The sequence below is a fragment of the Microbacterium sp. ZXX196 genome, from assembly GCF_009709595.1.
In the GTDB taxonomy this organism is placed as follows: domain Bacteria; phylum Actinomycetota; class Actinomycetes; order Actinomycetales; family Microbacteriaceae; genus Microbacterium; species Microbacterium excoecariae.
Genome location: NZ_WMEE01000003.1, coordinates 278,875 through 305,223, shown reverse-complemented (window position 1 = coordinate 305,223; position 26,349 = coordinate 278,875). Strand labels below are relative to the sequence as shown.

The window sequence follows — 26,349 nt, the reverse complement described above, 5'->3', positions numbered from 1 at the left end:
GTGCTCTCAATCTGGGGCGGACCCCGGGCCTCGCCGGACTTGCGTGCATATTGGTCGCGGGCCGGGGACGGCACAATGGAGCGCATGCCCTGCCCCTCCCGGCGCCGCGCGATGAGCGTGGCGCGTGCCTATCTCGTCGTGCACACGGCGGTGATTCTCGTGGCGGGCCTCGTCGTCTTCGGCCTGCTCGCGGTGGACGCGCGGCTCACGGCCCGCCACGAGGGGGAGGAGACGAGCCGCGTGCTGGCCGAGGCCCTGGCCAGCGACCCGTTCGTCGCGGACGTGGTGAGCGAGGCATACGCGGCTCGCGCCACGGGCGTGGAGGAGGAGGCGGTCGTAGCGAGCGCGTCCGACGCCCTCCAGCCCTACGCGTCGGACATCATGAGCGAGACGGGCGTCGACTACGTCACGATCATGCACCCGGACCGGACCCGCTATACGCACCCGGATCCGGAGCGCGTCGGCGGCGAATTCGTCGGGACGATCGGGCCCGCGCTCGCCGGGGACACCCTCACGGAGGTGTACGACGGGACACTCGGCCCCTCCGTGCGCGCCACCGCGGCGATCGAGGTCGACGGGGACGTCGTGGGCCTCGTCTCCGTCGGGGTGCTCCTGCGCGACATCTCCGCCGCGGAGCTGTCGCGGCTCGCGGCCGTGGGCGGGATCGCGGCGGCGTTCGTCGTGTTGGGATCCCTCGCCACGCTCGTGATGTTTCGCCGGATCGACCGGGCCACGGACAGCCGGGGTCCGGTCGAGCTCCGGCTCGCCTTCGACGCGCAGCGCGAGCTGTCGGACGTGCGGACGATCGCGGACGCGCTGCGCGCCCAGGTGCACGAGTTCGACAATCGGCTCCACACGATCGCGTCGCTCATCGAGCTGGGGCGCGCCGACGAGGCGCTCGACCTGGCGACGGGGCGCGCGGGGGACGGCCAGCGCCTCACGGATCGCGTCGTCGGGGCGCCGGACCAGCCCGTCATCGCCGCGCTGATGCTGGGAAAGGCCGCCCAGGCGCACGAGCTGGGGGTCGAGCTCCACGTCGAGACGCACCTGGAGCCGGGCACCCAGGGGCTCGACGCGGGCGACGTCGTCACCATCCTCGGGAACCTCCTCGACAACGCGATCGAGGCCGCCGTGGCGCGCCGCGTGCGATCCGGGGAGGCGGACGCGTGGGTCGAGGCCTACCTCGCGAGCGACGAGTCGGGATCCCTCACCTTCCAGATCTCCGACAGCGGGGACGGCGTGCCCGTCGCCGACCGCGCCCGGATCTTCCGGCGCGGGGTGACGACGAAGGCGGACGGCGAGAGGCGGCACGGCTACGGCCTCGCCCTCGTGGCCCGGACGGTCGCGCGCCTCGGCGGCCAGATCGAGGTGGGCGAGGCGGCGACGGGCGGCGCGGAGGTCACCGTGACGCTGCCGCGGCCGGGGGAGGCATCGTGAGCGACATTCGCGTGCTCGTCGTCGAGGACGACCCGCGCACCGCCCAGGCGCACGGCGCCTACGTCGGGCGGCTGGACGGCTTCGTGCTCGCCGGCGTCGCGGGCACGGCCGCCGAGGCGCGCCGGCGCCTGCGGGAGGCGGCCCGCGCGGGGGAGCGGATCCACCTGGTTCTGATGGACTTCTCCCTCCCGGACGGTGACGGCCTCAGCCTGTGCGGCGAGCTGCGCGCGTCCGGGCTCGTCGTCGACGTCATCGCCGTGACGGCCGAGCGCGGGCTCGACGCCGTGCGCCGGGCGGTCGCGGTGGGCGTCGTCCAGTACCTCATCAAGCCGTTCGGATTCCCCGCCTTCGCGGACAAGCTCGAGGCCTACGCCGCCTACGTCGAGCGCATGAGCCGGCCCGTGTCCGCGCTCAGCCAGGCCGAGGTCGACACGGCGTTCTCGGCCCTGCGCACCTCGAACGCTGCGGGGCTGCCGAAGGGGCTCGCGCCGCAGACCCTCGCGGCCGTGGAGGCGCTCCTCGCGGCGGCGCCCGCGGCCCTGTCCGCGTCGGAGGTCGCGGCCGAGATCGGGCTCTCGCGGGTCACGGCCCGGCGCTACCTGGAGTTTCTCGCGGAGGGCGGGGTCGCCCGGCGCGGTCAGCGCCACGGCGGCAAGGGGCGGCCCGAGACGGAGTACGCGCGCGAATAAGGCCCGGCGGCGCGGGCCGGCGCTGTCGTCAGTTTCGCGGCGCCTGCGCGGCGAGCCGCTCGGCTCGGGTGATCTCGCGGTGGCGCCACGCGAAGGCGAACCGCGGGTCGAAGCCCCGCGCGCAGCGCACGCACGAGGACGGGCGCGAGGGGCGGCGGTGGCGGAACACGACGTGTCCGCGCGGGCACGTCCCGATCCACGGGGCGAGCTCGGTCGCCGTCTCGCCCGTGTGCGTCGTGCCGCCGACGTAGCCGAGCTCGCGCGCGATCCTCTTCCACTCGCTCCCGTGCCCGGCGGCGGGGCCGGCGAGGGCGTGGGCGACCTCGTGGAGGAGCGTCTGGTGATTCTCATCGTCGGAGAACCGCGCGGCGAGGTAGCGCGAGACCGAGATGCGGCGGGCCGTGAAGTTGCAGAGCCCGGCGCGCCGCTTGGCGTTGTCGAAGCCGAACGACCAGCTGTCGTCGAGGTGCAGGCGGATCAGGGCGTTCGCCCACACCGTGACTCGCTTCAGATCCGACACGGATCCAGGCTAATCCGGGCCACCGACATCGGCGCGGATCAGCTCGCGAACAGGCCCCGGCTCTGGCTACGCCGGCGTTCCGCCGTCTCGACGAAGGTCAGGGTCGTCTCGAGCTCGTCGTCGTCCGCCCCGAGCTCCTGGCGCAGGAACAGCTCGCGCTTGAAGTCCGCGCGCGCGCCGTCGTAGTCGCCGGCGTCGAGGCGCACCTTGCCGCGGTGCGTGTGCGCGAGCGCGCCGATCCGCGCCCAGCGCTGCCCCTCGGCCTCCTCGATGCAGGCGGTCAGCTCCGCCTCGGCGCGCGTGAACGCGCCGCGCATCTGGTTGACGGTCGCGTGCAGGATCCGCGCGTGGAGCAAATCCTTGCGGGTGCCCGACATCCGCGCGAGGCGCACGGCGTGCTCGGCGACCTGCAGCGCCTCGTCCAGCTCCCCGAGGACCTTGAGGAGCCACACCTGTTCGAGCTGCGCGGGGAAGCTGCGCTGGCGGCGCACTTCGATGAGCCGCTCGTAGACGGCGGACCGGTCGACGATCTCCTGGAGGGTGTCCGCGTCGTATCCCTGGATGAAGCCCACGCCGAATCCCTTCCTTCTGGCCGCTCGTGCGGACTCCTATCCTGCCCGGTCACATCCTGGTAACGAACCCGGCGCGCGGGGTGTCACTCAAACAGGCGCTCGGACGGCTTCGGTGAGGCCGTCGCGTCCGCGTCCGTCGCCGGCGCCGCATCGCCCGCGAACGCGCGCACCTCGGCCCCTTCGGCCACCTTCGCGGGGTGGGGGCCGGCGGCCATGAGCCGCGGTAGCCACTCCGTCGGGAGCTCGCGCGCCGAGGCCGCGAGCACGAGGTTGCCGAAGCGCCGGCCCTTGAGCACCTGCACCTCGGCGAGGATCGCGACGTGCGGGAGGACGTCCCGGACCGTCGCGACCTGGCGCCTCGCGAACGCGAGCCCCGCCCCGTCGGCGACGTTGACGAGCAGGACGCCGCCCGGCGCGAGGAGCGCGGCCGCCTCGCGGTAGAACTCGACCGTCGTCAGGTGCGCCGGGGTCTGCGCGCCCGAATACACGTCGCTCACCACGAGGTCGACGGATCCGCGCATCGCGGGCGGCACGCGGCCGAGGCCGGCGCGTGCGTCCCCGACGCGGATCCGCACCTGCGCGTCGCGGGGCAGCGGCAGCTCCGCCCGCACGAGATCCACGAGCGGCTGTTCGAGCTCGACGACCTGCTGCCGGGAGCCGGGGCGCGTGTGCGCCACGTAGCGGGGGAGCGTGAGCCCGCCCGCGCCGAGGTGCACCGCCGAGATCGGCCCCGCGGGGAGCTGATCGATCACGGCCCCCATGCGCGCGACGTATTCGAACGCGAGGTGGGTCGGATCCGCCGGGTCCACGTGGGACTGGGGCGTGCCGTCGACGATCACCTCGTAGCCGGATCCGAACTCGCTCGGCCGCACCTCGGCGATCGCGCCGGAGCCCAGCCGCGCGCGAGGGAAGTCGGTGTCCTTGCGGCGCTGTCGTCCCATGCGACCATTCTCTCGCCCCTACGCTGGCGAGCATGCTCGCGCACTCGACGACCCTGGCGGGCCTCACGGCCGCGCTCGCGGGATTCGCGAGCACCTCCGCCGTCGTCCTGGCGGGGCTGACCGCCGTGGGCGCGACGCCCGCGCAGGCCGCGTCCGGCCTCGTGGCGGTGTGCATCGGCCAGGCGCTCGCGATGCTGTGGCTCGCGCCGCGCACGCGGATCCCCGTCCTCGTGGCGTGGTCGACGCCGGGCGCCGCCCTGCTCGCGTCGGGGGCCGAGCCCGCTGGCGGTTTCGCCGTCGCCGTCGGCGCGTTCCTCCTCGTGGCCGCGCTCATCGTGCTCACGGGCGTCTGGCCGCTCCTCGCGCGCGCCGTCGCCGCGATTCCCGCGACGATCGCGCAGGCGATGCTCGCGGGCGTGCTGGTCGGGCTCTGCCTGGAACCCGTCCGCGGCGTGCTCGAGGACCCCTGGCGCGTCGTGCCGATCGTCGCGGTCTGGCTCGTCCTCTCGCGCGTCGCGCCCACGTGGGCGGCTCCCGCCGCGTTCGCCGTGGCCGTCGCGATCCTCGGGGTCCAGGCGGCGATGGACGGCGGGGTGTCGGGCCCCGTCCTGCCCGCGCTCGAGCTGGTCGCGCCCCGGCTGAGCGCGGAGGCCGTCGTCGGCATCGCCCTCCCGGTCTACATCGTGACGATGGCCTCGCAGAACGTTCCCGGATCCGCCATCCTCGCGTCCTACGGCTACCGCGTGCCGTGGCGCGAGGCGATGACGGTGACGGGCATCGGCACCGCGCTCGTGGCGCCCCTCGGCGGCGTCGCCCTGAACCTCGGCGCGATCACGGCGGCGATCACGGCGTCGCCCGACGCGCACCCGGACCCCGCCGAGCGCTGGAAGGGCGTGCGCACGACGGGGTTCGCCTACCTCGTGCTCGCCCTCGGCGCGACGGCCCTGACGGCCCTCGCGCACGTGGCGCCCACCGTGCTCGGCGCCGTCGCCGGCCTCGCGCTCATCCCGACCCTCGCGTCATCCCTCGCGGGCGCGATGGGATCCGGGGCGCCGGGCCACCGCACGGCCGCGGGCGTGACGTTCGTCGTCGGCGCGAGCGGCGTCACGATCGCGGGGATCGGGGCCGCGTTCTGGGCGCTCGCCGCGGGGCTCGTGGTGTACGCGGCGCTCGCGTGGCGCCGCGACGCGTAGCCCCTATCGCGAGGCGAGCTCGCCCGAGACCGCGATCCGCTCGTCGCCCGCGTCGATGCGCAGGTTCGTCACGGCGATCGCGTCGGTGCCGAGCGGCACCCGTCGCCCCGCGACGCCGCGCAGCTGCGGGCGGAGCGGCAGCAGCGCGAGCTTCGACAGGAGGCTCCGGCTCGCGGCCGTGGCGCGGTGGATCGTCACGGATCCGTCGTCGTGCGCCTCGAGATCCACGCCGAATCGCGCCGAGAACGGCACGAAGAACAGCCGCACGGCAATCCCGGCGGTCGCGGTGATGCGGCCCGGCGCGGCCTCGCGCGCGGCGAAGCGCAGCTTCGTGAGCGACATCCGCCAGCCACCGGCCCGCGAGACCGCCGGGCCGATGATCGACGCGGCGAGGTCCGCGACGTCCTCCTGCTCCATGGAGACGCGGAAGTCTCCCCGGGCGGATCCGCCCGCGCGTTCCCGAATCGTGCCGACGAGCCCGTCGTCCGTGCGCAGGACGACCCAGTCGACCGGGGCGTCGCGGAGGGTCGCGGAGGCGCGCACCTCGATGTCGTTGACGGTCGCCGGATCCGCCCGCAGCGCGAACTCGCGGATCGTTCCGGGGGTGCTCTGCACGGTCTCGCCGTCGGTGGCGGGAGGCCACGCGTCCTCGGCCGCCGCCGCGGCGCCGTCGACGGCGATCGTCGCTCCGCTCAGGTCGAGGGCGAGGGCCTCGACGTCGGCGCGCCCCGTGAACGGCGACGAGTGCACGGTGACGCCCGGCGCGTGACGGGTGTCGATCGTCACGCCCGCGTCCGCGGCACGCGCGATCCACCGCGTGATTCCGGTCTTGATGGTCGTGCCGGACGCGGGCCAGGCCTTCGCGCTCGACAGGGGCCAGGGATGGCGCTTCATGGCCCCAGGGTAGGCGACGCGGCGGGGGCGGCGCGCGGGGAGCTCGCGTGGTTATACCTGAGAGGAAAATCCGAGTCAACTACCGGGGTGGACAGCGCGTGTCTTACTGGGGTAGCGTGGGGATTTGCGCTCGCCTTCGTCTTCCGTGCCTTCATATGGTGGTCGGCTGGATATGCGCGCGATCCCCGCAGATAGCGGCGCGGGTCGCGCGAGTGGACGTTCGAGTGCGCCTCACACCCTGTCGGCAAGGAATCTAGGGCCCTTCTCGGGTCCACGGAGGTCATCCCCTTGGCTGCTTCGCGCAACGCATCCAACCCCACCACCAAGAACGGACGCGACGCACAGCGTCTGTCGTTCGCAAAAGTCACCGACGCCCTGACGGTCCCGGACCTTCTGGCGCTGCAGACCGAATCCTTCGACTGGCTCGTCGGAAACGACGCGTGGAAGGCACGCGTCGCGGAGCGTACGGCCTCCGGTCAGCACGCCTCCGACCAGAGCGGCCTGGAGGAGATCTTCGAGGAGATCTCGCCGATCGAGGACCTCGCGGAGACGATGCAGCTGTCGTTCGCGAACCCCTACCTCGAGCCCGAGAAGTACTCGATCGAAGAGTGCAAGGACCGCGGCAAGACGTACGCGGCCCCGCTCTACGTCGAGGCCGAGTTCATGAACCACCAGACCGGTGAGATCAAGACGCAGACGGTCTTCATGGGCGACTTCCCGCTGCAGACGCGCGAGGGCACGTTCATCATCAACGGCACCGAGCGCGTCGTCGTCTCGCAGCTCGTGCGTTCGCCCGGCGTGTACTTCGACAAGACGCCCGACAAGACGTCCGACAAGGACATCGTCTCGGCGCGCGTGATCCCGAGCCGCGGTGCGTGGCTCGAGTTCGAGATCGATAAGCGCGACCAGGTCGGCGTCCGCATTGACCGCAAGCGCAAGCAGCCCGTCACGGTCTTCCTCAAGGCGCTCGGTCTCACGAGCGAGCAGATCCTCGAGGAGTTCGCCGGCATCGCGTCGATCGAGGACACACTCGCGAAGGACACGATCCTCACGCAGGAGGATGCGCTCCGCGACATCTACCGCAAGCTGCGCCCGGGCGAGCAGGTGGCCGCCGAGGCCGCGCGCTCGCTGCTCGACAACTTCTACTTCAACCCGAAGCGCTACGACCTCGCGAAGGTCGGCCGCTACAAGCTGAACCAGAAGCTCGGCATCGACCAGCCGCTGTCGGCCTCGGTCCTCACGGTCGAGGACATCGTCGCGGCCATCAAGTACATGGTCCGCCTGCACCGCGGCGACACGTCCTTCGAGGGCGTCGCTAAGGGCGGTGAGATCGTCGAGAAGCGCATCGTCGTCGACGACATCGACAACTTCGGCAACCGCCGTATCCGCGCGGTCGGCGAGCTCATCCAGAACCAGGTCCGCACGGGCCTGTCGCGCATGGAGCGCGTCGTGCGCGAGCGCATGACGACGCAGGACATCGAGGCGATCACGCCGCAGACCCTGATCAACGTCCGCCCCGTCGTGGCCGCGATCAAGGAGTTCTTCGGAACGAGCCAGCTGTCGCAGTTCATGGACCAGAACAACCCGCTCGCGGGTATCACCCACAAGCGGACGCTGTCGGCGCTCGGCCCGGGTGGTCTGTCGCGTGAGCGCGCGGGCGTCGAGGTCCGCGACGTGCACCCGTCGCACTACGGCCGCATGTGCCCCATCGAGACGCCGGAAGGCCCGAACATCGGCCTCATCGGCCGTCTCGCGACCTACGGCCGGATCAACTCGTTCGGCTTCATCGAGACCCCGTACCGCCGCGTCGTTGACGGCAAGGTCACGACGCAGATCGACTACCTCTCGGCCGCCGAGGAGCAGTCCTTCAACGTCGCGCCGGCCAACACCGTGCTCAACGACGACGGATCCTTCGCGCAGGACCGCGTCCTCGCCCGCCAGCACGGCGACGAGGTCGACCTCATCCCCTCGGAGGAGGTCGGCTACATGGACGTCTCGCCGCGCCAGATGGTGTCGGTGGGTACGGCGCTGATCCCGTTCCTCGAGCACGACGACGCGAACCGCGCGCTCATGGGCGCGAACATGCAGCGTCAGGCGGTGCCGCTGCTCGAGTCGGAGGCCCCGCTCGTCGGAACCGGCATGGAGAAGTTCGCCGCCATCGACTCGGGCGACTCGATCATCACCGACGTCGCGGGCGTCGTGACCGACGTCACGGCAGACTACGTCTCGCTGCAGCTCGATGAGGGCGGCACGCGCGACTACTTCCTCCGGAAGTTCGACCGTTCGAACCAGGGCAACACCTACAACCAGAAGGCCGTCGTGCGCGTGGGCGACCGCGTCGAGGTCGGCGAGGTTATCGCCGACGGTCCCTCGACGGACAACGGCGAGCTGGCGCTCGGCAAAAACCTCCTCATCGGCTTCATGTCGTGGGAGGGCTACAACTTCGAGGACGCGATCATCCTCAGCCAGCGTCTCGTGAAGGACGACACCCTCACCTCGATCCACATCGAGGAGTACGAGGTCGACGCGCGCGACACGAAGCTCGGCAAGGAGGAGATCACCCGCGATCTCCCGAACGTGAGCCCGGAGCTGCTGAAGGACCTCGACGAGCGCGGCATCATCCGCATCGGCGCCGAGGTGCGCCCCGGCGACATCCTCGTTGGCAAGGTCACGCCGAAGGGCGAGACCGAGCTCAGCGCCGAGGAGCGCCTGCTCCGCGCGATCTTCAACGAGAAGAGCCGCGAGGTCCGCGACACGTCGCTGAAGGTGCCCCACGGTGAGCAGGGAACCGTCATCGCGGTCAAGGAGTTCGACGCCGAGGAGGGCGACGACGAGCTCGGCTCGGGCGTCAACCGCCGCGTCGTGGTCTACATCGCCCAGAAGCGCAAGATCACGGAGGGCGACAAGCTCGCCGGCCGTCACGGCAACAAGGGCGTCATCGCGCGCATCATGCCGGAGGAGGACATGCCGTTCCTCCCCGACGGCACGCCGCTCGACGTGCTCCTCAACCCGATGGGTATCCCGGGCCGCATGAACTTCGGCCAGGTCCTCGAGGTGCACCTCGGCTGGATCGCGCAGCAGGGCTGGAAGATCGAGGGCACCCCGGAGTGGGCCGTGAGCCTGCCCGAGGAGTTCCGCGAGGTGGCCCCCGGCACCCCCGTCGCCACGCCCGTCTTCGACGGCGCGCACGAGGCGGAGGTCCGCGGCCTGCTCGAGTCCACGACGCCGACGCGCGATGGCGACCGTCTCGTCGACGGCACGGGCAAGGCCCGGCTGTTCGACGGCCGCACGGGCGAGCCGTACCCGTACCCGATCTCGGTCGGCTACATGTACATCCTCAAGCTCCACCACCTCGTCGACGACAAGATCCACGCGCGCTCGACGGGCCCGTACTCGATGATCACTCAGCAGCCGCTCGGTGGTAAGGCGCAGTTCGGTGGTCAGCGCTTCGGTGAGATGGAGGTGTGGGCCCTCGAGGCCTACGGCGCCGCGTACGCCCTCCAGGAGCTGCTCACGGTCAAGTCGGACGACATCCTGGGCCGCGTGAAGGTCTACGAGTCGATCGTCAAGGGCGAGAACATCCCGGAGCCCGGCATCCCCGAGTCCTTCAAGGTGCTCATGAAGGAGATGCAGTCGCTCTGCCTGAACGTCGAGGTGCTCGGCGCTGACGGCCGGGCCGTTAGCCTCCGCGACACCGACGACGAGGCCTTCCGCGCAGCGGAGGAGCTCGGCATCAACATCTCCAGTCGCTTCGAGTCCGCCTCGATCGACGAGATCTGATCCGCCCGGCCGATTTAGAGATTTCCCACACAGGAGAGTCAATTGCTCGACGCAACAACTTTCGATGAGCTTCGCATCGGTCTGGCCACCGCCGACGACATCCGTCGCTGGTCCCACGGCGAGGTCAAGAAGCCCGAGACGATCAACTACCGCACGCTGAAGCCCGAGAAGGACGGGCTCTTCGGCGAGCAGATCTTCGGACCCAGCCGCGACTGGGAGTGTGCCTGCGGCAAGTACAAGCGCGTCCGCTTCAAGGGCATCATCTGCGAGCGCTGCGGTGTCGAGGTCACGAAGAGCTCGGTCCGTCGCGAGCGCATGGGCCACATCGAGCTCGCCGCGCCCGTCACGCACATCTGGTACTTCAAGGGCGTCCCCTCGCGCCTCGGGTACCTGCTCGACATGGCGCCGAAGGACCTCGAGAAGGTCATCTACTTCGCCGCATACATGGTGATCTCGGTCGACGAGGAGGCACGTCACCGTGACATGCCCACGCACGAGAACAACCTGCGCCTCGAGATTAAGAACGTCTCGGACCGCCGCGACGCCCGCGTCGCCGCGCGCCTCCAGAAGCTGGAGGAGGAGCTCGCCGCGCTCGAGGCCGAGGGCGCCAAGGCCGACCAGAAGCGCAAGGTGAAGGACGCCGCCGAGAAGGAGATGGCGACGATCCGCAAGCGCGCAGACGAGCAGGTCGCCAAGCTCGACCGCATGTGGGAGGAGTTCCGCTCCCTCGAGGTCGGGCAGCTCAAGCCGGAGGACGACGTCTTCCAGGAGCTCCAGGACCGCTTCGGTCAGTACTTCGACGCCCGCATGGGCGCCGAGGCGCTGCAGGTGCGCCTGGCGAACTTCGACCTGGCCGCCGAGGCCGAGGCGCTGCGCCTGCAGATCGCCGAGGGCAAGGGCCAGCGCAAGATCCGCGCGATCAAGCGCCTCAAGGTTGTCAACTCGTTCCTCTCGACCGGCATGTCGCCGGCCGCGATGGTCCTCGAGGTCGTGCCCGTGATCCCGCCGGAGCTGCGCCCCATGGTGCAGCTCGACGGTGGCCGGTTCGCGACTAGCGACCTGAACGACCTGTACCGCCGCGTGATCAACCGCAACAACCGCCTGCGCCGTCTGATCGACCTCGGTGCGCCCGAGATCATCGTGAACAACGAAAAGCGCATGCTGCAGGAGGCCGTCGACGCGCTGTTCGACAACGGCCGCCGCGGTCGCCCGGTCACGGGCACGGGTAACCGCGCGCTGAAGTCCCTCAGCGACATGCTGAAGGGTAAGCAGGGCCGGTTCCGCCAGAACCTGCTCGGCAAGCGCGTCGACTACTCGGGTCGTTCGGTCATCGTCGTCGGCCCGCAGCTCAAGCTGCACCAGTGCGGTCTGCCGAAGCAGATGGCGCTCGAGCTGTTCAAGCCGTTCGTCATCAAGCGCCTGATCGACCTCGGTCACTCGCAGAACATCAAGGCCGCCAAGCGCGCCGTCGAGCGCACGCGCCCCGAGGTCTGGGACGTGCTGGACGAGGTCATCCGCGAGCGCCCGGTTCTCCTGAACCGCGCGCCCACGCTGCACCGTCTCGGCATCCAGGCGTTCGAGCCGCAGCTCGTCGAGGGCAAGGCGATCCAGCTGCACCCGCTCGTGTGCGCGGCGTTCAACGCCGACTTCGACGGCGACCAGATGGCCGTCCACCTTCCGCTGTCGGTCGAGGCTCAGGCCGAGGCGCGCGTGCTCATGCTCGCCTCGAACAACATCCTCAAGCCGTCGGACGGCCGTCCCGTGACGCTCCCGTCGCAGGACATGATCATCGGTCTGCACCACCTGTCGACCGTGATCGAGGGCGCCGCCGGCGAGGGTCGCGTGTTCGGCTCGGTCGACGAGGCGCAGATGGCGTTCGAGGAGGGCACGCTGCACCTTCAGGCGAAGGCGCGGATCCGCCAGCCCGGCCTAACGTTCCTCGAGGGCGACGCCCCCGAGGGCTACGACACGCACGGTCTCGTGGACGCCTCGCTCGGTCAGATGATCTTCAACGGTCAGCTGCCCAAGGGCTACCCGTTCGTGCGCGAGCAGGCCGACAAGGGCAAGCTCTCGCAGATCGTGAACAAGCTCGCGGAGGAGTACCCGAAGGTCGTCACGGCGGAGACGCTCGACAAGATCAAGGACGCGGGTTACTACTGGGCCACGCGCTCGGGCGTCACGGTCGCGATGAGCGACGTCGTCACGCCGGAGAACAAGGGCGAGATCATCGCGGGCTACGAGAAGAAGGCCGCGAAGATCACCGCGCAGTACGAGAAGGGTCTCACCACCGACGACGAGCGTCGTCAGGAGCTCACGGCTCTGTGGACCGAGGCGACGGACGTCCTGCAGAAGGAGATGAAGGACGCCTTCCCGGCCGACAACACCATCTTCCGCATGGTCTCGTCGGGCGCCCGCGGTAACTGGCTGCAGATCCGGAACATCGCGGCCATCCGTGGTCTCGTGAACAACCCCAAGGGCGAGATCATCCCCCGCCCGATCCTGTCCTCGTTCCGCGAGGGCCTGACGGTCGCCGAGTACTTCATCGCCACCCACGGTGCGCGTAAGGGCCTCGCCGACACGGCCCTCCGTACGGCCGACTCGGGGTACCTGACGCGTCGTCTCGTCGACGTCTCGCAGGACGTCATCATCCGCGAGGAGGACTGCGGCACGGCCAAGGGCCTGTCGTACCCGATCGCGGAGGTCGGTCCCGACGGCGTGCTCGTCAAGGACTCCAACGTCGAGAACTCGGTCTTCGCGCGCAGCCTCGCGGTGGACGTGGTGGCCGAGGACGGCACGGTGCTCGCGCAGGCCGGCCAGGACGTCGGCGACCCGCTGATCGACAAGCTCGTCGCGGGCGGCATCACGGAGATCAAGGTCCGCTCGGTCCTGACGTGCGACTCGGCCGTGGGCGTCTGCGCCCGCTGCTACGGTCGCTCGCTCGCCACGGGCAACCTCGTAGACATCGGCGAGGCCGTCGGCATCATCGCGGCCCAGTCGATCGGTGAGCCCGGCACGCAGCTTACGATGCGTACGTTCCACACGGGTGGTTCGGCCTCGGCCGACGACATCACGCAGGGTCTTCCCCGCGTGCAGGAGCTCTTCGAGGCGCGTACCCCCAAGGGCGCGTCGCCGATCTCCGAGTCGGCCGGTCGCGTCACGATCGAGGAGACGGACAAGGGCAAGAAGGTCATCGTCACGCCGGACAGCGGCGACGAGCCCCACGTCTACCCGGTCCTGAAGCGCGCGACCCTCCTCGTCGAGGACGGCCAGCACGTCGAGGTGGGCCAGGCCCTCCAGGTCGGCACGCTCGACCCGAAGGAGATCATGCGCGTGCAGGGCGCCCGCGAGGTGCAGAAGTACCTCGTGGACGGCGTGCAGGGCGTGTACCGCTCGCAGGGTGTGCCGATCCACGACAAGCACATCGAGGTCATCGTGCGCCAGATGCTGCGGAAGGTCACGGTCGTCGACCACGGCGAGACGGACCTCCTCCCCGGCGAGATGGTGGACATGCGCCACTACCAGGACGTCAACCGCCAGGCGGTCGGCGAGGGCAAGCGCCCCGCGTCGGGACGCCCGGAGCTGATGGGTATCACGAAGGCGTCGCTCGCGACGGAGTCGTGGCTGTCGGCCGCGTCGTTCCAGGAGACGACCCGCGTCCTCACGGAGGCGGCTCTCCAGGGCAAGAGCGACCCGCTGATCGGTCTCAAGGAGAACGTCATCATCGGAAAGCTGATCCCGGCCGGTACGGGCCTCGCCAAGTACCGCGACGTGGTCGTGGAGGCGACGGAGGAGGCGAAGAGCGAGCGGTACCCCAACCGCATCTTCGCGTCCGACGGGGCCTTCGCCGACGGCGACTACAGCTACGTCGACTTCGACGCGTTCTCGACGGACGACTTCACGCCGGGCACCTACAACTAAGCCCGCGTGAGCTCTCGAACGGCCCCGGATCCCTCGCGGATCCGGGGCCGTTCCTCGTGGGGTCACGGGCGCCGTATCCTGGGCGCATGGCCATCGGGGGACGCAACAACGTGGCGACGATCATCGTGACCGTCGTCGTGATCGGGATCGTCGGCGCCCTCCTGTGGGCCGCGTGGCCGCTGCTGCCCATGGTGGGCAACTGGCTGAGCGGAATCTTCTTTGGATTCTTCGACTGGCTGCGCGCGACGACCGCGTAGCGGGCGGGGCGACGCGCCCGCGGCGAGGCGCCGGGGCGAGCGGGATCGCGCGGGTTATCCTGCCGCAGGAGGGGAGAGGCCCCGCCCGTGAGGAGTGCGTGCGATGAGTGACGCCCAGGGTTCGAGGAACGACCACGACGGCGACCCCATCGAGGACCAGAGCGCCTCGACGGAGCCCGCGGAGAACGCGCCGGCCGAGACTCCGGCCGCAGACGAGGTGACCACGGCGGAGCCCGCCACCGCGGATCCGGGCGCGGAAGAGACCACCGCCGAGCCGGAGCCGACGACGGGGCAGACCCGCGCCGACCTCGCGGCCCAGCGCCGCGCCGAGACGGCCGAGCCCGCCGCCGAGACCCCGGAGGAGGAGCCCGACTACGAGGCCCTCGCTGCCGAGCTCGACCGTCTCGAGGCCGAGACCGCCGCCGCCGCGCCGGTCGCGCCGTCGCGCCCCGAGCCGGAGCCCGAGACGCGCCGCGTCGACGAGGCGGGGGAGTCTCCCGCGGCGCAGAGCCCGTGGTTCGAGCCCGCTGAGACGCGCACCTTCCGCACGGACGACCCCGCCGAGGAGCCCGCCTCCGTCGCGCCCAGCGAGCCGACCCACGCGGCGCCCGCGCCGATCTTCGTGCAGGCCCCGGAGGCGCCCCGCAAGCGCGGCAACCGCGGCGCGTCGGGGCTTATCGGCCTCGTCGCCGCCCTCGCGTTCGCCGTCCTATTCGCCGCCGCGACCTTCGGTTGGCAGGCGGTGATGAGCGTCGCGAACGGCGAGGGGATCCCGGATCCCGTCGACTTCGTGACGCTCGACCTGCTTGCCCCGACGTTCTGGGTCACGGTCATCGCGTTCTGGCTGGCCTTCTGGCTCCTCGGGGCGATCGTGAACCGCGCGCGCTGGTGGTCCTGGGTCATCTTCGGCCTGCTCGTCGCCGTGCTCACGTACGTGGGGTTCCTCGCGGGCGTCTTCGTCGACGCGCCGTTCTGGGCGATCACGGCGCGCGAGGGCGTCGACCTGCTCGTCGCCAACGTTCTGCACCCCGTCGCCCTGCTCGCGCTGATCCTCGCCCGCGAGGTGACGATCTGGTTCGGCGCGTGGGTCTCCAAGCGCGGCGGCAAGATCGCGGAGCTCAACCGCGAGGAGCGCGAGGAGTACGACCGCCTGATCGCGGACGGACCGCAGGCGCGTTCCTAAGGCGCCCCGACGTCTCCGGCGGGCCCGCGCGATGCGCGGGCCCGCCGGAGACGTTTCGGGCGTTCGGCGCGACAATGGAGCCATGACCTCGCGCGACCGACTCTCCGACGGCGTGCTCACGGCGTTCGCGACCGCGGGCTACCTCGCCCTCCTCGTCGCGGGCCTGGGCGTGGCGAGCCTCGCCCTGGACGAGGACGTCATTCGCACGCGCGGCGTGGGCCTCGTCCCCGCCTATGTCGCGGCGGGGGCCGCCCTCGCGGTCTTCGCGCTCCTCGTGCGCCAGGCGGTCGCGCGCGAGCGCCCCACGTACGTCGCGGCCGCCGGTGTGGCGCTCGCGTCGGCGGCGACCCACGCGCTGGTCCTCGGCGCCGGCGCGCTCCTCGATTCCGGCGACCTGGGTGTCGCGCTGGGAGCCGTGAGTGAGGTGCTCGTCGGCTGGGTCGAGCCCGTGGTGGCGCTCACGGCCGCCGTCGCCGCCTGGGCGGCGATTGCGGTGCGCCGCACGGGCGCGGAACGCCCGCGCTGGCCCTGGGAGGACTCGCCGCGCTGAGCCCTCAGCCGTCGAGGTCCCGCGGGTCGAATGGCGCGTCGAGCGATGCGCCGAGCTCCGCCAGCAGGCGATCGACCTGCGGATCCACGAACTCGACGATCGCGGCGCGGATCCGGCGGCGGTGCGGGCCGAGGAGGTGGCAGATCTCGCGCCCGACGGCGTCGGCGTGTTCGTCCGCGAGCGCGACCTCGCGGCGGAGGGCCTGTTTTGCGGCCGCCGTGAGCGGCGGGAGCGGCGGCGCCTCGCGGGCTGCCTCCTCCTCGAACCCCGCGATCGTGAAGAGGAAGGGCTGCGACGGGTCCGGATCCGGGTCCAGCGGCAACCCGTCGAACTCGGGGTCGAGGCCGTCGCGCGGGCGGTAGCTCCGCGCCCGATTGCGCGCAGCCTGCTGGTCGAGCTCGGCCTGGAGGAGCGGGAGGTTCGCCGCCGTGTAGCCGGCCACACGCTGGTCGACGAGGGTGGTCAGCCGCGTGGTGAGCCCGTGCTGTACGCCGTGTGGCGTGTCGCTGTCGATGCCGGCCGCCGCCAGGAGGGGGGATCCGAGGCACCGCCGGCAGGGCGAGCGCCGCCCGCGGTGGGTCGCGGGCTCCCAGCGGGGGAGCCAGCGGAGCCAGGCGTCGACTGCCTGGCTGACCCGCGTTTCGAGCGACCGCTCCATACGCCAAGAGTAGTGATCCCGGGGCGTTTGCGGGGCGCGTGTCGCGCACGTATGATGGTTCAGTGTGCGTGTACGCGCTTGTCGCGTGCGCTCGCGCAGGGAAAGGGCCTGCGAACAGGCCCACCCCCACGGCATATCCATCGACAACACCCGGGCGTTCGCGCGGGTGGATGGGTCCGACGTGAAACATCACGCCCCGCTGTCACCGTGCAGCATGTGAACAAGGAGAATCGTGCCAACTATTCAGCAGTTGGTTCGCAAGGGTCGCAAGCCCAAGGTCTCGAAGACCAAGGCGCCCGCCCTGAAGGCGAACCCGCAGCAGGCCGGTGTCTGCACCCGTGTGTACACCACCACGCCCAAGAAGCCGAACTCGGCGATGCGCAAGGTCGCTCGTGTGAAGCTCCGCAACGGCACCGAGGTCACGGCCTACATCCCCGGTGAGGGCCACAACCTCCAGGAGCACTCGCTGGTGCTCGTCCGTGGCGGTCGTGTGAAGGACCTCCCCGGTGTGCGCTACCGCATCGTGCGCGGTGCGCTCGACACCCAGGCCGTCAAGAACCGTCAGCAGGCGCGCAGCCGCTACGGCGCGAAGAAGGGTTGAGTTAGATGCCTCGTAAGGGTCCGGCTCCCAAGCGCCCCGTCGTCAACGACCCGGTATACGGCGCCCCGATCGTCACGCAGCTCGTCAACAAGATCCTCGTCGATGGCAAGAAGTCCATCGCCGAGCGCATCGTGTACGGCGCCCTCGCGGGTGTCGACGCGAAGGCTGAGGCCGACGCGGTGACGACGCTCAAGAAGGCGCTCGACAACGTGCGTCCGACGCTCGAGGTCCGCAGCCGCCGCGTCGGTGGTTCGACCTACCAGGTGCCGGTCGAGGTCAAGCCTCACCGCGCCAACACGCTCGCCCTCCGCTGGCTCGTGAGCTACGCGAAGGGTCGTCGCGAGAAGACGATGACCGAGCGTCTCATGAACGAGATCCTCGACGCGTCGAACGGCCTCGGCGCCGCGGTCAAGCGCCGCGAGGACACGCACAAGATGGCCGAGTCGAACCGCGCCTTCGCGCACTACCGCTGGTAAGACACAGCGAGTCATGTCGGCCCCGGACCTCGTTCCGGGTGCTCCGGGGCCGACACTCCTGCTTCATCCCTCTCTTCACGTAAGGAAACTCGAAGTGGCACAAGACGTGCTCACCGACCTCAAGAAGGTCCGCAACATCGGCATCATGGCCCACATTGATGCCGGTAAGACCACCACGACCGAGCGCATCCTGTTCTACACGGGCGTCAACCACAAGATCGGTGAGACGCACGACGGTGGAGCCACCACCGACTGGATGGAGCAGGAGCAGGAGCGTGGCATCACGATCACCTCCGCTGCTGTGACGTGCTTCTGGGAGGGATCCCAGATCAACATCATCGACACCCCGGGTCACGTCGACTTCACGGTCGAGGTCGAGCGCTCGCTTCGCGTGCTCGACGGCGCGGTTGCCGTCTTCGACGGCAAGGAGGGTGTGGAGCCGCAGTCCGAGACGGTGTGGCGCCAGGCCGACAAGTACAACGTCCCCCGCATCTGCTTCGTCAACAAGATGGACAAGCTCGGCGCGGACTTCTACTTCACGGTCGACACGATCATCAACCGCCTGAAGGCGAAGCCGCTCGTGATGCAGCTTCCCATCGGATCCGAGAACGACTTCGTCGGCGTCGTGGACCTGCTCCACATGAAGGCCCTCGTGTGGCCGGGCGACGCGAAGGGTGACGTCACGATGGGCGCCTCCTACGAGACGCGCGAGATCCCCGCCGACCTCCAGGAGCGCGCTGAGCAGTACCGCGAGGCGCTCGTCGAGGCCGTCGCCGAGAGCGACGAGGCCCTCCTCGAGAAGTTCTTCGGTGGCGAGGAGCTGTCGATCGACGAGCTGAAGGCGGGCATCCGCAAGCTCACGATCGCGGGCGACATCTACCCCGTGTTCTGTGGTTCGGCCTTTAAGAACCGCGGCGTGCAGCCCATGCTCGACGCGGTCGTCGACTACCTGCCGGCCCCCATCGACGTGCCCGCCATCGAGGCGCACGACCCGAAGGACGAGTCGGTCGTCATCGAGCGTCACGCCGACGCGGAGGAGCCCTTCTCGGCCCTCGCGTTCAAGGTCGTCTCGCACCCCTTCTTCGGTCGCCTGACCTACATCCGCGTGTACTCGGGTCACCTCGACTCGGGCGCGCAGGTCATCAACTCGACCAAGGGCAAGAAGGAGCGCATCGGGAAGATCTTCCAGATGCACGCCAATAAGGAGAACCCGGTCGAGTCGATCACGGCCGGCCACATCTACGCGGTCATCGGCCTCAAGGACACGACGACGGGCGACACGCTGTGCGACCCGGCGTCGCAGGTCGTGCTCGAGTCGATGACGTTCCCCGAGCCCGTCATCGAGGTCGCGATCGAGCCGAAGACGAAGGCCGACCAGGAGAAGCTGGGTCTCGCGATCCAGAAGCTCGCTGAGGAGGACCCGACCTTCCGCGTCGAGAACAACCCCGAGACCGGTCAGACGACCGTCAAGGGCATGGGTGAGCTCCACCTCGACATCCTCGTGGACCGCATGAAGCGCGAGTTCAAGGTCGAGGCGAACGTCGGTAAGCCCCAGGTGGCCTACCGCGAGACGATTCGTCGCGCCGTCGAGCGTCACGACTACACCCACAAGAAGCAGACGGGTGGATCCGGTCAGTTCGCGAAGATCCAGTTCCGCCTCGAGCCGATGGACGTCGAGGGCGACAAGATCTACGAGTTCGCCAACGAGGTCACGGGTGGCCGCGTTCCGCGCGAGTACGTCCCGTCGGTGGACGCCGGTTTCCAGGACGCCATGAACGTCGGCATCCTGGCCGGCTACCCGATGGTCGGCGTGAAGGCCGTCCTGACGGATGGCGCGTCGCACGACGTCGACTCCTCGGAGATGGCGTTCAAGATCGCCGGGTCGATGGGCTTCAAGGAGGCCGTCCAGAAGGCGAGCCCCGTGCTGCTCGAGCCGCTCATGTCTGTCGAGGTCCGCACGCCCGAGGAGTACATGGGCGACGTCATCGGCGACCTGAACTCGCGCCGCGGTCAGGTGCAGTCGATGGAGGACGCGCAGGGTGTCAAGGTCATCCGCGCGCTCGTGCCGCTCTCGAGCATGTTCGGCTACATTGGCGACCTGCGGTCGAAGACCTCGGGGCGTGCGGTGTACTCGATGGAGTTCGACAGCTACGCCGAGGTTCCCAAGGCCGTCGCCGACGAGATCATCCAGAAGGGCAAGGGCGAGTAACACTCCCCGGCCCCTCTGGGGGCGGGTGTGGCCAAGGTTGGCCCCACCCGCCACCGCACAACTTCACACAGACTGTCTCTACTAGACTGAAACAAACCCCGGAAGAGAGCCGGTCGCAATCCAGCGCCCGGTACTTCTCCATGAGCGTCCTGAGGAGGACACAGTGGCTAAGGCCAAGTTCGAGCGCACCAAGCCGCATCTCAACATCGGAACGATCGGTCACGTCGACCACGGCAAGACGACGCTGACCGCGGCGATTTCGAAGGTGCTGGCGGACAAGTACCCGTCGGACGTGAACGTCATTCGCGACTTCAGCTCGATCGACTCGGCTCCCGAGGAGCGCGACCGCGGTATCACGATCAACATCTCGCACGTCGAGTACGAGACGCCCACGCGTCACTACGCTCACGTCGACGCCCCCGGCCACGCCGACTACGTCAAGAACATGATCACCGGTGCCGCCCAGATGGACGGCGCGATCCTCGTGGTCGCCGCGACCGACGGTCCCATGGCGCAGACGCGTGAGCACGTGCTGCTCGCCAAGCAGGTCGGCGTTCCCTACCTGCTCGTCGCGCTGAACAAGAGCGACATGGTCGACGACGAGGAGATCCTGGAGCTCGTCGAGCTCGAGGTGCGTGAGCTCCTCTCCTCGCAGGGCTTCGACGGCGACAACGCTCCCGTCGTGCAGGTCTCGGGCCTCAAGGCTCTTGAGGGCGACGAGAAGTGGACGCAGGCGATCGTCGACCTCATGGAGGCCGTCGACAACTCGATCCCCGAGCCCGAGCGTGACCGCGACAAGCCGTTCCTCATGCCGATCGAGGACGTCTTCACGATCACCGGTCGTGGCACGGTCGTCACGGGTCGCGCGGAGCGCGGCATCCTCGGCATCAACTCTGAGGTCGAGATCGTCGGCATCCGCCCGACGCAGAAGACCACGGTCACGGGTATCGAGATGTTCCACAAGCAGCTCGACGAGGCGTGGGCCGGCGAGAACTGTGGTCTGCTGCTTCGCGGTCTGAAGCGCGAGGACGTCGAGCGCGGCCAGGTCGTCGTGAAGCCGGGTTCGGTCACGCCGCACACCAACTTCGAGGGCACGGCGTACATCCTGTCCAAGGACGAGGGTGGGCGTCACAACCCCTTCTACACGAACTACCGCCCGCAGTTCTACTTCCGCACCACCGACGTCACGGGCGTCATCACGCTGCCCGAGGGCACCGAGATGGTCATGCCCGGTGACACCACCGACATGACGGTCGAGCTGATCCAGCCGATCGCCATGGAGGAGGGCCTCGGCTTCGCCATCCGCGAGGGTGGCCGCACGGTCGGCGCCGGTACGGTCACGAAGATCGTCAAGTAAGACCTCCGGTCTCAGGGCGGGGCGGATCCTTCGGGATCCGCCCCGCTTTCGTGTTTCCTGAGGGCGCGTGGAGGACGCGCCACGCCGGACGGTCTACCGTGCGGGTATGGCGAATTCCTCGCACGACCCCCGACCCCCGCGCAGCCGCGCGCGCGTCGCGATCGCGACGACGCTGTTCGCGGCCTATCTCGCGATCGTGCTCTGGGTCACGATGACGCCGTCTCTCGACGGCGTCGGGGTGGACACGGTCGCCGAGCGCGTCCTCGCCGTGCTCCACCGGCTCGGCATGCCCGACGCCTTCGGCTACATGGAGCTGGAGTTCGTCGCGAACGTCGGGATGTTCGTCCCGCTCGGGTTCCTCCTGGCGCTCGCGCTCCCGGGGTGGGGATGGTGGCTCGCGCTGATCGCCCTGCCGCTGCTGTCGGCCGGGATCGAGTGGACGCAAGGCGAGTTCCTCGCCGGCCGCGTCAGCGACGTGCGCGACATCGTGTCGAATTCGGTCGGTGCGTGGCTCGGCGCGCTCTGCGCGGCCGGTTTGCGCGCGATCGTGCACGCGCGCGACCGGCGTGTCGTGGCGCGCGCTCTCTGGGAGCGTGATCGCGCGCCGCGCCCGCGGCGCGACCCCGACCAGACTCAGGTGCTCGACACCCTCGGCCTGCGCTGACGCCGGCTCGCCCGCGGCGCGCGGATCCGGGAGAATCAACCCATGCGCATATCGGCCAGGGCGGACTACGCGATCCGGGCGTCGGCGGAGCTCGCCGCGCGGGCGGGCGGCGACCCGGTGCGGGCCGAGGAGCTCGCGGAGCGCCAGGAGATCCCGCAGCGATTCCTCGAGGGAATCCTCTCCGACCTCCGGCGCGCGGGCGTCGTGACGAGCGTGCGGGGCGCGCGCGGCGGCCATCGCCTTGCGCGGGCGGGGGAGGACATCACCCTCGCGGACGTGATCCGCGCCGTCGACGGTCCGCTCGTGTACGTGCGTGACGAGCGCCCGTCCGACCTGGAGTTTTCGGGCGCGGCGGAGCCCCTCCTCGAGGTGTGGGTCGCGCTGCGGGCCAACGTCCGCGCCGTTCTCGAGGCCGTGACGCTCGCCGACCTCGCGAGCGGGCGGCTGCCGGAGTCGGTGCGCGCCCTGGCGGCGGACGACGCGGCGTGGTCGCAGGGCTGAGGCCCGCGGATCCGCGCGGGTGAGACGTCGCATGCCGTAACTATGTAAATCCGACCGGATTAGTGGAGTATGCTCCTCGGCATGCAGACCCTCATCCTCCTCGCGCTCGTCGGGCTCGGCGCGCAGCTCGTCGACGGCAGCCTTGGCATGGCGTATGGCGTGACATCGACGACCCTGCTCCTCGCGATCGGCACGAACCCCGCGGCCGCCTCGGCGACCGTGCACCTCGCGGAGATCGGCACGACGCTCGCGTCCGGTGCGGCGCACTGGCGGTTCGGCAACGTCGACTGGCGGGTGGTCGTGCGCATCGGGATCCCAGGCGCGATCGGCGCGTTCGCGGGGGCGACGTTCCTCTCGTGGCTCTCCACCGAGGTCGCGGGCCCGCTCATGGCGATCGTCCTGCTCGCGCTCGGGATCTACGTGCTCTCGCGGTTCACGATCGTGGGCCTGCCCGCGCGGAGCGCGCGCCCCCTGCGCACGCGTTTCCTCGCGCCGCTCGGCCTCGTCGGCGGCTTCATGGACGCGACGGGCGGCGGAGGCTGGGGGCCGGTCGGCACGCCGGCGATCCTCGCGACGGGGCGCATGGAACCGCGCAAGGTCATCGGCACGATCGACACGAGCGAGTTCTTCGTCGCGATCGCCGCGAGCATCGGATTCTTCGTCGGCCTCTCGGGCGAGGGCATCACGTGGTCGTGGGCGATCGCGCTCCTCGTGGGCGGGCTGGTCGCCGCCCCGATCGCGGCCTGGCTCGTGCGCCACGTCCCGCCGCGCGTGCTCGGATCCCTCGTGGGCGGCGTCATCGTGCTCACGAACAGCCGCACGCTCCTGAACAGCGACGGGATCCAGGCGCCCGCCGCCGTGGCCTGGGCCGTCTACGCGGCGATCGTCGCCGTCTGGGCGGCGGCCGTCGTCTGGAGCTTCCGCGCCCACCGCCAGGAGGTACGCGCGGCGAGCGAACCCGTCGCGGTCTGAGGCGCCTACGCGTCGAGCTCGGCGAGCCGGGCGAGGATCGCGTCGACGGCCTTGTCCGGCGCCACGACCGACGCGTCGATCGTGAGGTCGGCGTCGGTGGGGACCTGGTACGGGTCCGAGATGCCCGTGAACTCGGGGATCTGGCCCGCGCGCGCCTTCGCGTACAGCCCCTTGCGGTCGCGGGCCTCGCAGACCTCCACCGGCGTGGAGATGTGCACGAGGAGGAACCTGCCGACCTCCTCGACGCGCTCGCGCATCTCCCGGCGCATGGCCTCGTACGGCGCGATCGGGGCGCACACCGCGATGCCGCCGTGCGCGGCGACGAGAGCGGCCACCCAGCCGATCCGCCGCACGTTGAGCATGCGGTCGTCGCGGGAGAAGCCGAGGCCCGCCGACAGGATGAGGCGCACCTCGTCGCCGTCCAGGAGGCTCACGGTGCGCGGATCCGCCGCGGCCAGGCGCTCGACGAGCAGCTTCGAGATAGTGGACTTGCCGGATCCGGACAGGCCGGTCAGCAGGATTGCGCGGCCCGCGGGCGCGGGAATCGGCGTCTCCCAGACGTCGACGTCGTCGGCGACCACGGCCCGCGCGGCGTCGAGGGTGGCGGCGAGGCCGTCGCCCGCGTCCGGCAGCACGACCGCGCGCCGGCCGCCCGCCTCGATCTTCGCGATCGCGGTCGCGAGCGCGCGCGCATCGCCCGTGTCGCGGACGATGACGGGGGAGGTCCTGCCGGCCCAGCCGGCGTCGTCGGCGTCGGGGACCGTGCCGGTGACGAGGGTCGCCCGGGGCACCCGCGCCGTCTCCGGGCCCACTCGCAGCGCGCCGCCATCGCGGTGCCCGAGCGGTCGGCGCGGCGATACGGGGCCCGTGACGCGGGCGATGCCCGGCAGCGGCGGGGCCTCGCCCGCGCCGATCTGCGGCGTCTCGGCGGCGTGCGGCGGCACGATCTCGACCGATTCGGCCGCCAGGGCGGCGACGTCGGTTCCCTCGGCGTCGTGCAGCACGAGCGTGTCGCCGGCCGCCGCCGCAACACCTTCGAGCGCGAGCGTCAGGGGGCGCTCGGGCGCCGCGAGGGCGAGCTCGACGCGGCGCAACTGGCGCGAGGACAGGGTGACGGGAACGTCGGGCACGAAGGATCCTTCGGGAGGGGTCAGGGGGAGGGTGGAAGGGGCTCGCGCGCGTCGTCGCGCGGTTCGTACATGGAGCGCAGCCAGCTCCACCCGAGCGTCGCCGCGACGAACGCGGCGGCCACGGCGGCGATCGTCCAGGTGAGGTCGACGTTCAGCATGCGCAGGCCGGCGGCCAGGAGCACGAGTGCGAGCGCGCGGCGCACGATCCCGCTGGGGAGCGTCGACGACAGGCGCGCGCCGATGATCGCGCCCGGCACGCTCCCGATGATGAGGGGGATCACGACGTCCCAGTGCACGTCGCCGAACAGCAGGTGGCCGATGGCGGCCGCGATCACCAGGGGGACGGCCTGCACGAGGTCCGTGCCGACGAGGCGGTTCATCGAGAGCAGCGGATACATGAGCATGAGCGCGATGATGATGAAGGACCCGGATCCCACGGAGGTCAGCCCCACCATGAGGCCGCCGACGACGCCCACGATGATCGTCGCGACGACCTTCGGGCGCACCTCCGAGGATTCGCTGCGCGCCGTCGTCGTGCCGTCGCGCCGCTCGCGGGCGCGGTTGCGCATGCCGATGAAGGCGCGCAGGCCGAGGAGGAGCGCGGCGAGGAGGAGCACGACGCCGAGCGTGGTCTTGACGAACGTCTGCACGCCCGTGAGCTCGCCCACGGCGGAGATGATGAGAGCGCCGCAGAAGGCCGCCGGCACGGATCCGACCATCAACCACAGCACGAGCTTCCAGTGCACCGTGCCCTTGCGGGCGTGCACGAGCGATCCCGCGGGCTTCATGACGGCGGAGGTGATGAGGTCGCTGGAGACGGCCGTGAGCGGGCTCACCCCGAAGCCGAGCACGAGCACGGGCGTCATGAGCGCGCCCCCGCCCATGCCGGTCAGTCCGACGACGACGCCCACGCCCAGGGCCGCGATCACGAGAGCCCAGTCCATGACGTGAAACGCTATCAGCACGCGGACGCGCGTATGTCCGCGCATGACACCTGATCACAGGGGCGTGCGATAAAGTCGCGTCGTTGCCCCCTCACGCCCTCGTGAGCGACGCAAGAAGAGTGGAGCCCTCGATCCGTGACTGACTCGACCCCGCGCGCCGACGCCGACATCGCGCGCCTCATCGCCACCGAGGCGGCGCGCCGCCTCCTCGAGATCCGCGCGGAGAATCCGGGCGTCCCCGGCCGCGAGCTGAAGGACTTGGGGGACCAGGGCGCGCAGGCCCTGATCGCCGCGCGGCTGGCGGAGCTGGCGCCGGGAGACGCGGTGCTCAGCGAGGAGGCCGCCGACAGTGCGGCCCGCCTCGGCGCGCCGCGCGTCTGGATCATCGACCCGCTCGACGGCACGCGCGAGTTCAGCGAGGGCCGCGACGACTGGGCCGTGCACGTGGCCCTCGTCGAGGACGGCGAGCTGACCCTGGGGGCGGTCGCGCTCGGCGGCCCCGAGGTCGTCCTCGTCTCGACCGACGTCGCGGCGGAGGCGCCCCTCGCGGATCCGATCCGGATCGCCGTGAGCCGGAGCCGCGCGCCGAAGATCGTCGAGGCCGTCGCCGAGGCGACCGGCGCCGACCTCGTGCCCATGGGATCCGCCGGCGTCAAGATCTGCGCCGTCGTCCGCGGCGAGGCCGACGCCTACGTGCACGGCGGCGGCCAGTACGAGTGGGACAGCGCCGCCCCCATCGCCATCGCCCGCGCCGCGGGCCTGTACACCTCGCGGTTGGACGGCAGCGAGCTCGTCTACAACCAGCCGAACCCGTACCTGCCGGATCTCGTGGTGTGCCGCCCCGAGATCCGCGACAGCGTCATGGACGCGATCGGCGCGGCGCTTGCGTCGCCGTCGGAGTGA

At 70.6% G+C, this 26,349-nt stretch carries 23 protein-coding genes; 16 read left to right on the top strand and 7 right to left on the bottom strand.

The window, feature by feature from the left end; genetic code table 11:
* The first annotated feature begins 84 nt into the window (after positions 1 to 84).
* Together GJQ66_RS04880 and GJQ66_RS15360 are read left to right on the top strand one after the other, a co-directional pair.
* The gene (locus GJQ66_RS04880) at positions 85 to 1,437 is read left to right on the top strand and encodes an ATP-binding protein (RefSeq protein WP_196215814.1); all 1,353 of its coding nucleotides are present in this window, start codon (positions 85 to 87) and stop codon (positions 1,435 to 1,437) included.
* On the top strand, positions 1,434 to 2,126 hold the full coding sequence (locus GJQ66_RS15360) for a response regulator (RefSeq protein WP_368732673.1): 693 nt from the start codon (positions 1,434 to 1,436) through the stop codon (positions 2,124 to 2,126). The genes GJQ66_RS04880 and GJQ66_RS15360 overlap by 4 nt, the downstream gene beginning before the upstream one ends.
* Before the next feature lie 28 nt (positions 2,127 to 2,154).
* On the opposite strand, the gene GJQ66_RS04870 is transcribed toward GJQ66_RS15360, so the two are convergent.
* The 3 genes from GJQ66_RS04870 to GJQ66_RS04860 form a co-directional block, all read right to left on the bottom strand.
* Complete coding sequence (locus GJQ66_RS04870; protein WP_368732672.1) at positions 2,155 to 2,646, bottom strand: SprT-like domain-containing protein; 492 nt, start codon at positions 2,644 to 2,646, stop codon at positions 2,155 to 2,157.
* Between the two features lie 38 nt (positions 2,647 to 2,684).
* Positions 2,685 to 3,218, bottom strand: coding sequence for a hypothetical protein (locus GJQ66_RS04865; protein WP_166314164.1), 534 nt, complete (start codon positions 3,216 to 3,218; stop codon positions 2,685 to 2,687).
* An 83-nt stretch (positions 3,219 to 3,301) separates the two neighbouring features.
* On the bottom strand, positions 3,302 to 4,159 hold the full coding sequence (locus GJQ66_RS04860; protein ID WP_155048192.1) for a spermidine synthase: 858 nt from the start codon (positions 4,157 to 4,159) through the stop codon (positions 3,302 to 3,304).
* Between the two features lie 32 nt (positions 4,160 to 4,191).
* On the opposite strand from GJQ66_RS04860, the gene GJQ66_RS04855 reads away from it, so the two are divergent.
* On the top strand, positions 4,192 to 5,352 hold the full coding sequence (locus GJQ66_RS04855; protein WP_155048191.1) for a benzoate/H(+) symporter BenE family transporter: 1,161 nt from the start codon (positions 4,192 to 4,194) through the stop codon (positions 5,350 to 5,352).
* A 3-nt stretch (positions 5,353 to 5,355) separates the two neighbouring features.
* Here the strand turns inward: GJQ66_RS04855 and GJQ66_RS04850 are convergent, their stop codons facing one another.
* Positions 5,356 to 6,246, bottom strand: coding sequence for a hypothetical protein (locus tag GJQ66_RS04850; RefSeq protein ID WP_155048190.1), 891 nt, complete (start codon positions 6,244 to 6,246; stop codon positions 5,356 to 5,358).
* 288 nt (positions 6,247 to 6,534) lie between these two features.
* On the opposite strand from GJQ66_RS04850, the gene GJQ66_RS04845 reads away from it, so the two are divergent.
* From GJQ66_RS04845 to GJQ66_RS04825, 5 genes are all read left to right on the top strand, one after another.
* The gene (locus tag GJQ66_RS04845; RefSeq protein ID WP_155048189.1) at positions 6,535 to 10,026 is read left to right on the top strand and encodes a DNA-directed RNA polymerase subunit beta; all 3,492 of its coding nucleotides are present in this window, start codon (positions 6,535 to 6,537) and stop codon (positions 10,024 to 10,026) included.
* A 42-nt stretch (positions 10,027 to 10,068) separates the two neighbouring features.
* Positions 10,069 to 13,944 (top strand): DNA-directed RNA polymerase subunit beta', encoded by a 3,876-nt coding sequence (locus GJQ66_RS04840; RefSeq protein WP_155048188.1) that lies wholly within the window; start codon positions 10,069 to 10,071, stop codon positions 13,942 to 13,944.
* Positions 13,945 to 14,030: 86 nt separating this feature from the next.
* Entirely contained in the window at positions 14,031 to 14,201 is a 171-nt protein-coding gene (locus GJQ66_RS04835) for a hypothetical protein (protein ID WP_155048187.1), read from the top strand.
* Positions 14,202 to 14,304: 103 nt separating this feature from the next.
* The gene (locus GJQ66_RS04830; RefSeq protein WP_155048186.1) at positions 14,305 to 15,384 is read left to right on the top strand and encodes a hypothetical protein; all 1,080 of its coding nucleotides are present in this window, start codon (positions 14,305 to 14,307) and stop codon (positions 15,382 to 15,384) included.
* An 82-nt stretch (positions 15,385 to 15,466) separates the two neighbouring features.
* A complete protein-coding gene (locus tag GJQ66_RS04825; RefSeq protein ID WP_155048185.1) occupies positions 15,467 to 15,934 on the top strand; it encodes a hypothetical protein in 468 nt (155 codons plus the stop codon).
* 4 nt (positions 15,935 to 15,938) lie between these two features.
* Here the strand turns inward: GJQ66_RS04825 and GJQ66_RS04820 are convergent, their stop codons facing one another.
* The gene (locus tag GJQ66_RS04820; protein WP_155048184.1) at positions 15,939 to 16,592 is read right to left on the bottom strand and encodes a spermidine/putrescine ABC transporter substrate-binding protein; all 654 of its coding nucleotides are present in this window, start codon (positions 16,590 to 16,592) and stop codon (positions 15,939 to 15,941) included.
* Between the two features lie 232 nt (positions 16,593 to 16,824).
* Between GJQ66_RS04820 and rpsL the strand changes: the two genes are divergently transcribed.
* From rpsL to GJQ66_RS04785, 7 genes are all read left to right on the top strand, one after another.
* Positions 16,825 to 17,193 carry a 30S ribosomal protein S12 gene (gene rpsL / locus GJQ66_RS04815; RefSeq protein WP_166314140.1) on the top strand — a complete coding sequence of 123 codons (369 nt, stop codon included), beginning with the start codon at positions 16,825 to 16,827 and terminating at the stop codon, positions 17,191 to 17,193.
* Positions 17,194 to 17,198: 5 nt separating this feature from the next.
* The gene (gene rpsG, locus GJQ66_RS04810) at positions 17,199 to 17,669 is read left to right on the top strand and encodes a 30S ribosomal protein S7 (RefSeq protein ID WP_155048183.1); all 471 of its coding nucleotides are present in this window, start codon (positions 17,199 to 17,201) and stop codon (positions 17,667 to 17,669) included.
* A gap of 94 nt (positions 17,670 to 17,763) precedes the next feature.
* Positions 17,764 to 19,878 (top strand): elongation factor G, encoded by a 2,115-nt coding sequence (gene fusA, locus GJQ66_RS04805; protein WP_368732671.1) that lies wholly within the window; start codon positions 17,764 to 17,766, stop codon positions 19,876 to 19,878.
* Positions 19,879 to 20,041: 163 nt separating this feature from the next.
* Positions 20,042 to 21,235, top strand: a complete 1,194-nt coding sequence (gene tuf / locus GJQ66_RS04800) for an elongation factor Tu (protein ID WP_368732670.1) — start codon at positions 20,042 to 20,044, stop codon at positions 21,233 to 21,235.
* Between the two features lie 106 nt (positions 21,236 to 21,341).
* Positions 21,342 to 21,899, top strand: coding sequence for a VanZ family protein (locus GJQ66_RS04795; protein WP_155048181.1), 558 nt, complete (start codon positions 21,342 to 21,344; stop codon positions 21,897 to 21,899).
* Positions 21,900 to 21,941: 42 nt separating this feature from the next.
* Positions 21,942 to 22,400, top strand: a complete 459-nt coding sequence (locus tag GJQ66_RS04790) for an Rrf2 family transcriptional regulator (RefSeq protein ID WP_155048180.1) — start codon at positions 21,942 to 21,944, stop codon at positions 22,398 to 22,400.
* 81 nt (positions 22,401 to 22,481) lie between these two features.
* Positions 22,482 to 23,372, top strand: a complete 891-nt coding sequence (locus tag GJQ66_RS04785; protein WP_155048179.1) for a sulfite exporter TauE/SafE family protein — start codon at positions 22,482 to 22,484, stop codon at positions 23,370 to 23,372.
* A gap of 5 nt (positions 23,373 to 23,377) precedes the next feature.
* Here GJQ66_RS04785 and cysC read toward each other — a convergent pair whose 3' ends face one another.
* Positions 23,378 to 24,502 carry an adenylyl-sulfate kinase gene (gene cysC, locus GJQ66_RS04780; protein WP_368732669.1) on the bottom strand — a complete coding sequence of 375 codons (1,125 nt, stop codon included), beginning with the start codon at positions 24,500 to 24,502 and terminating at the stop codon, positions 23,378 to 23,380.
* A gap of 20 nt (positions 24,503 to 24,522) precedes the next feature.
* Entirely contained in the window at positions 24,523 to 25,467 is a 945-nt protein-coding gene (locus GJQ66_RS04775; protein ID WP_368732668.1) for a sulfite exporter TauE/SafE family protein, read from the bottom strand.
* Between the two features lie 114 nt (positions 25,468 to 25,581).
* Here GJQ66_RS04775 and GJQ66_RS04770 point away from each other — a divergent pair, with 114 nt between their 5' ends.
* Positions 25,582 to 26,349: a 3'(2'),5'-bisphosphate nucleotidase CysQ gene (locus tag GJQ66_RS04770; protein WP_368732667.1), complete on the top strand. Its 768-nt coding sequence runs from the start codon at positions 25,582 to 25,584 to the stop codon at positions 26,347 to 26,349.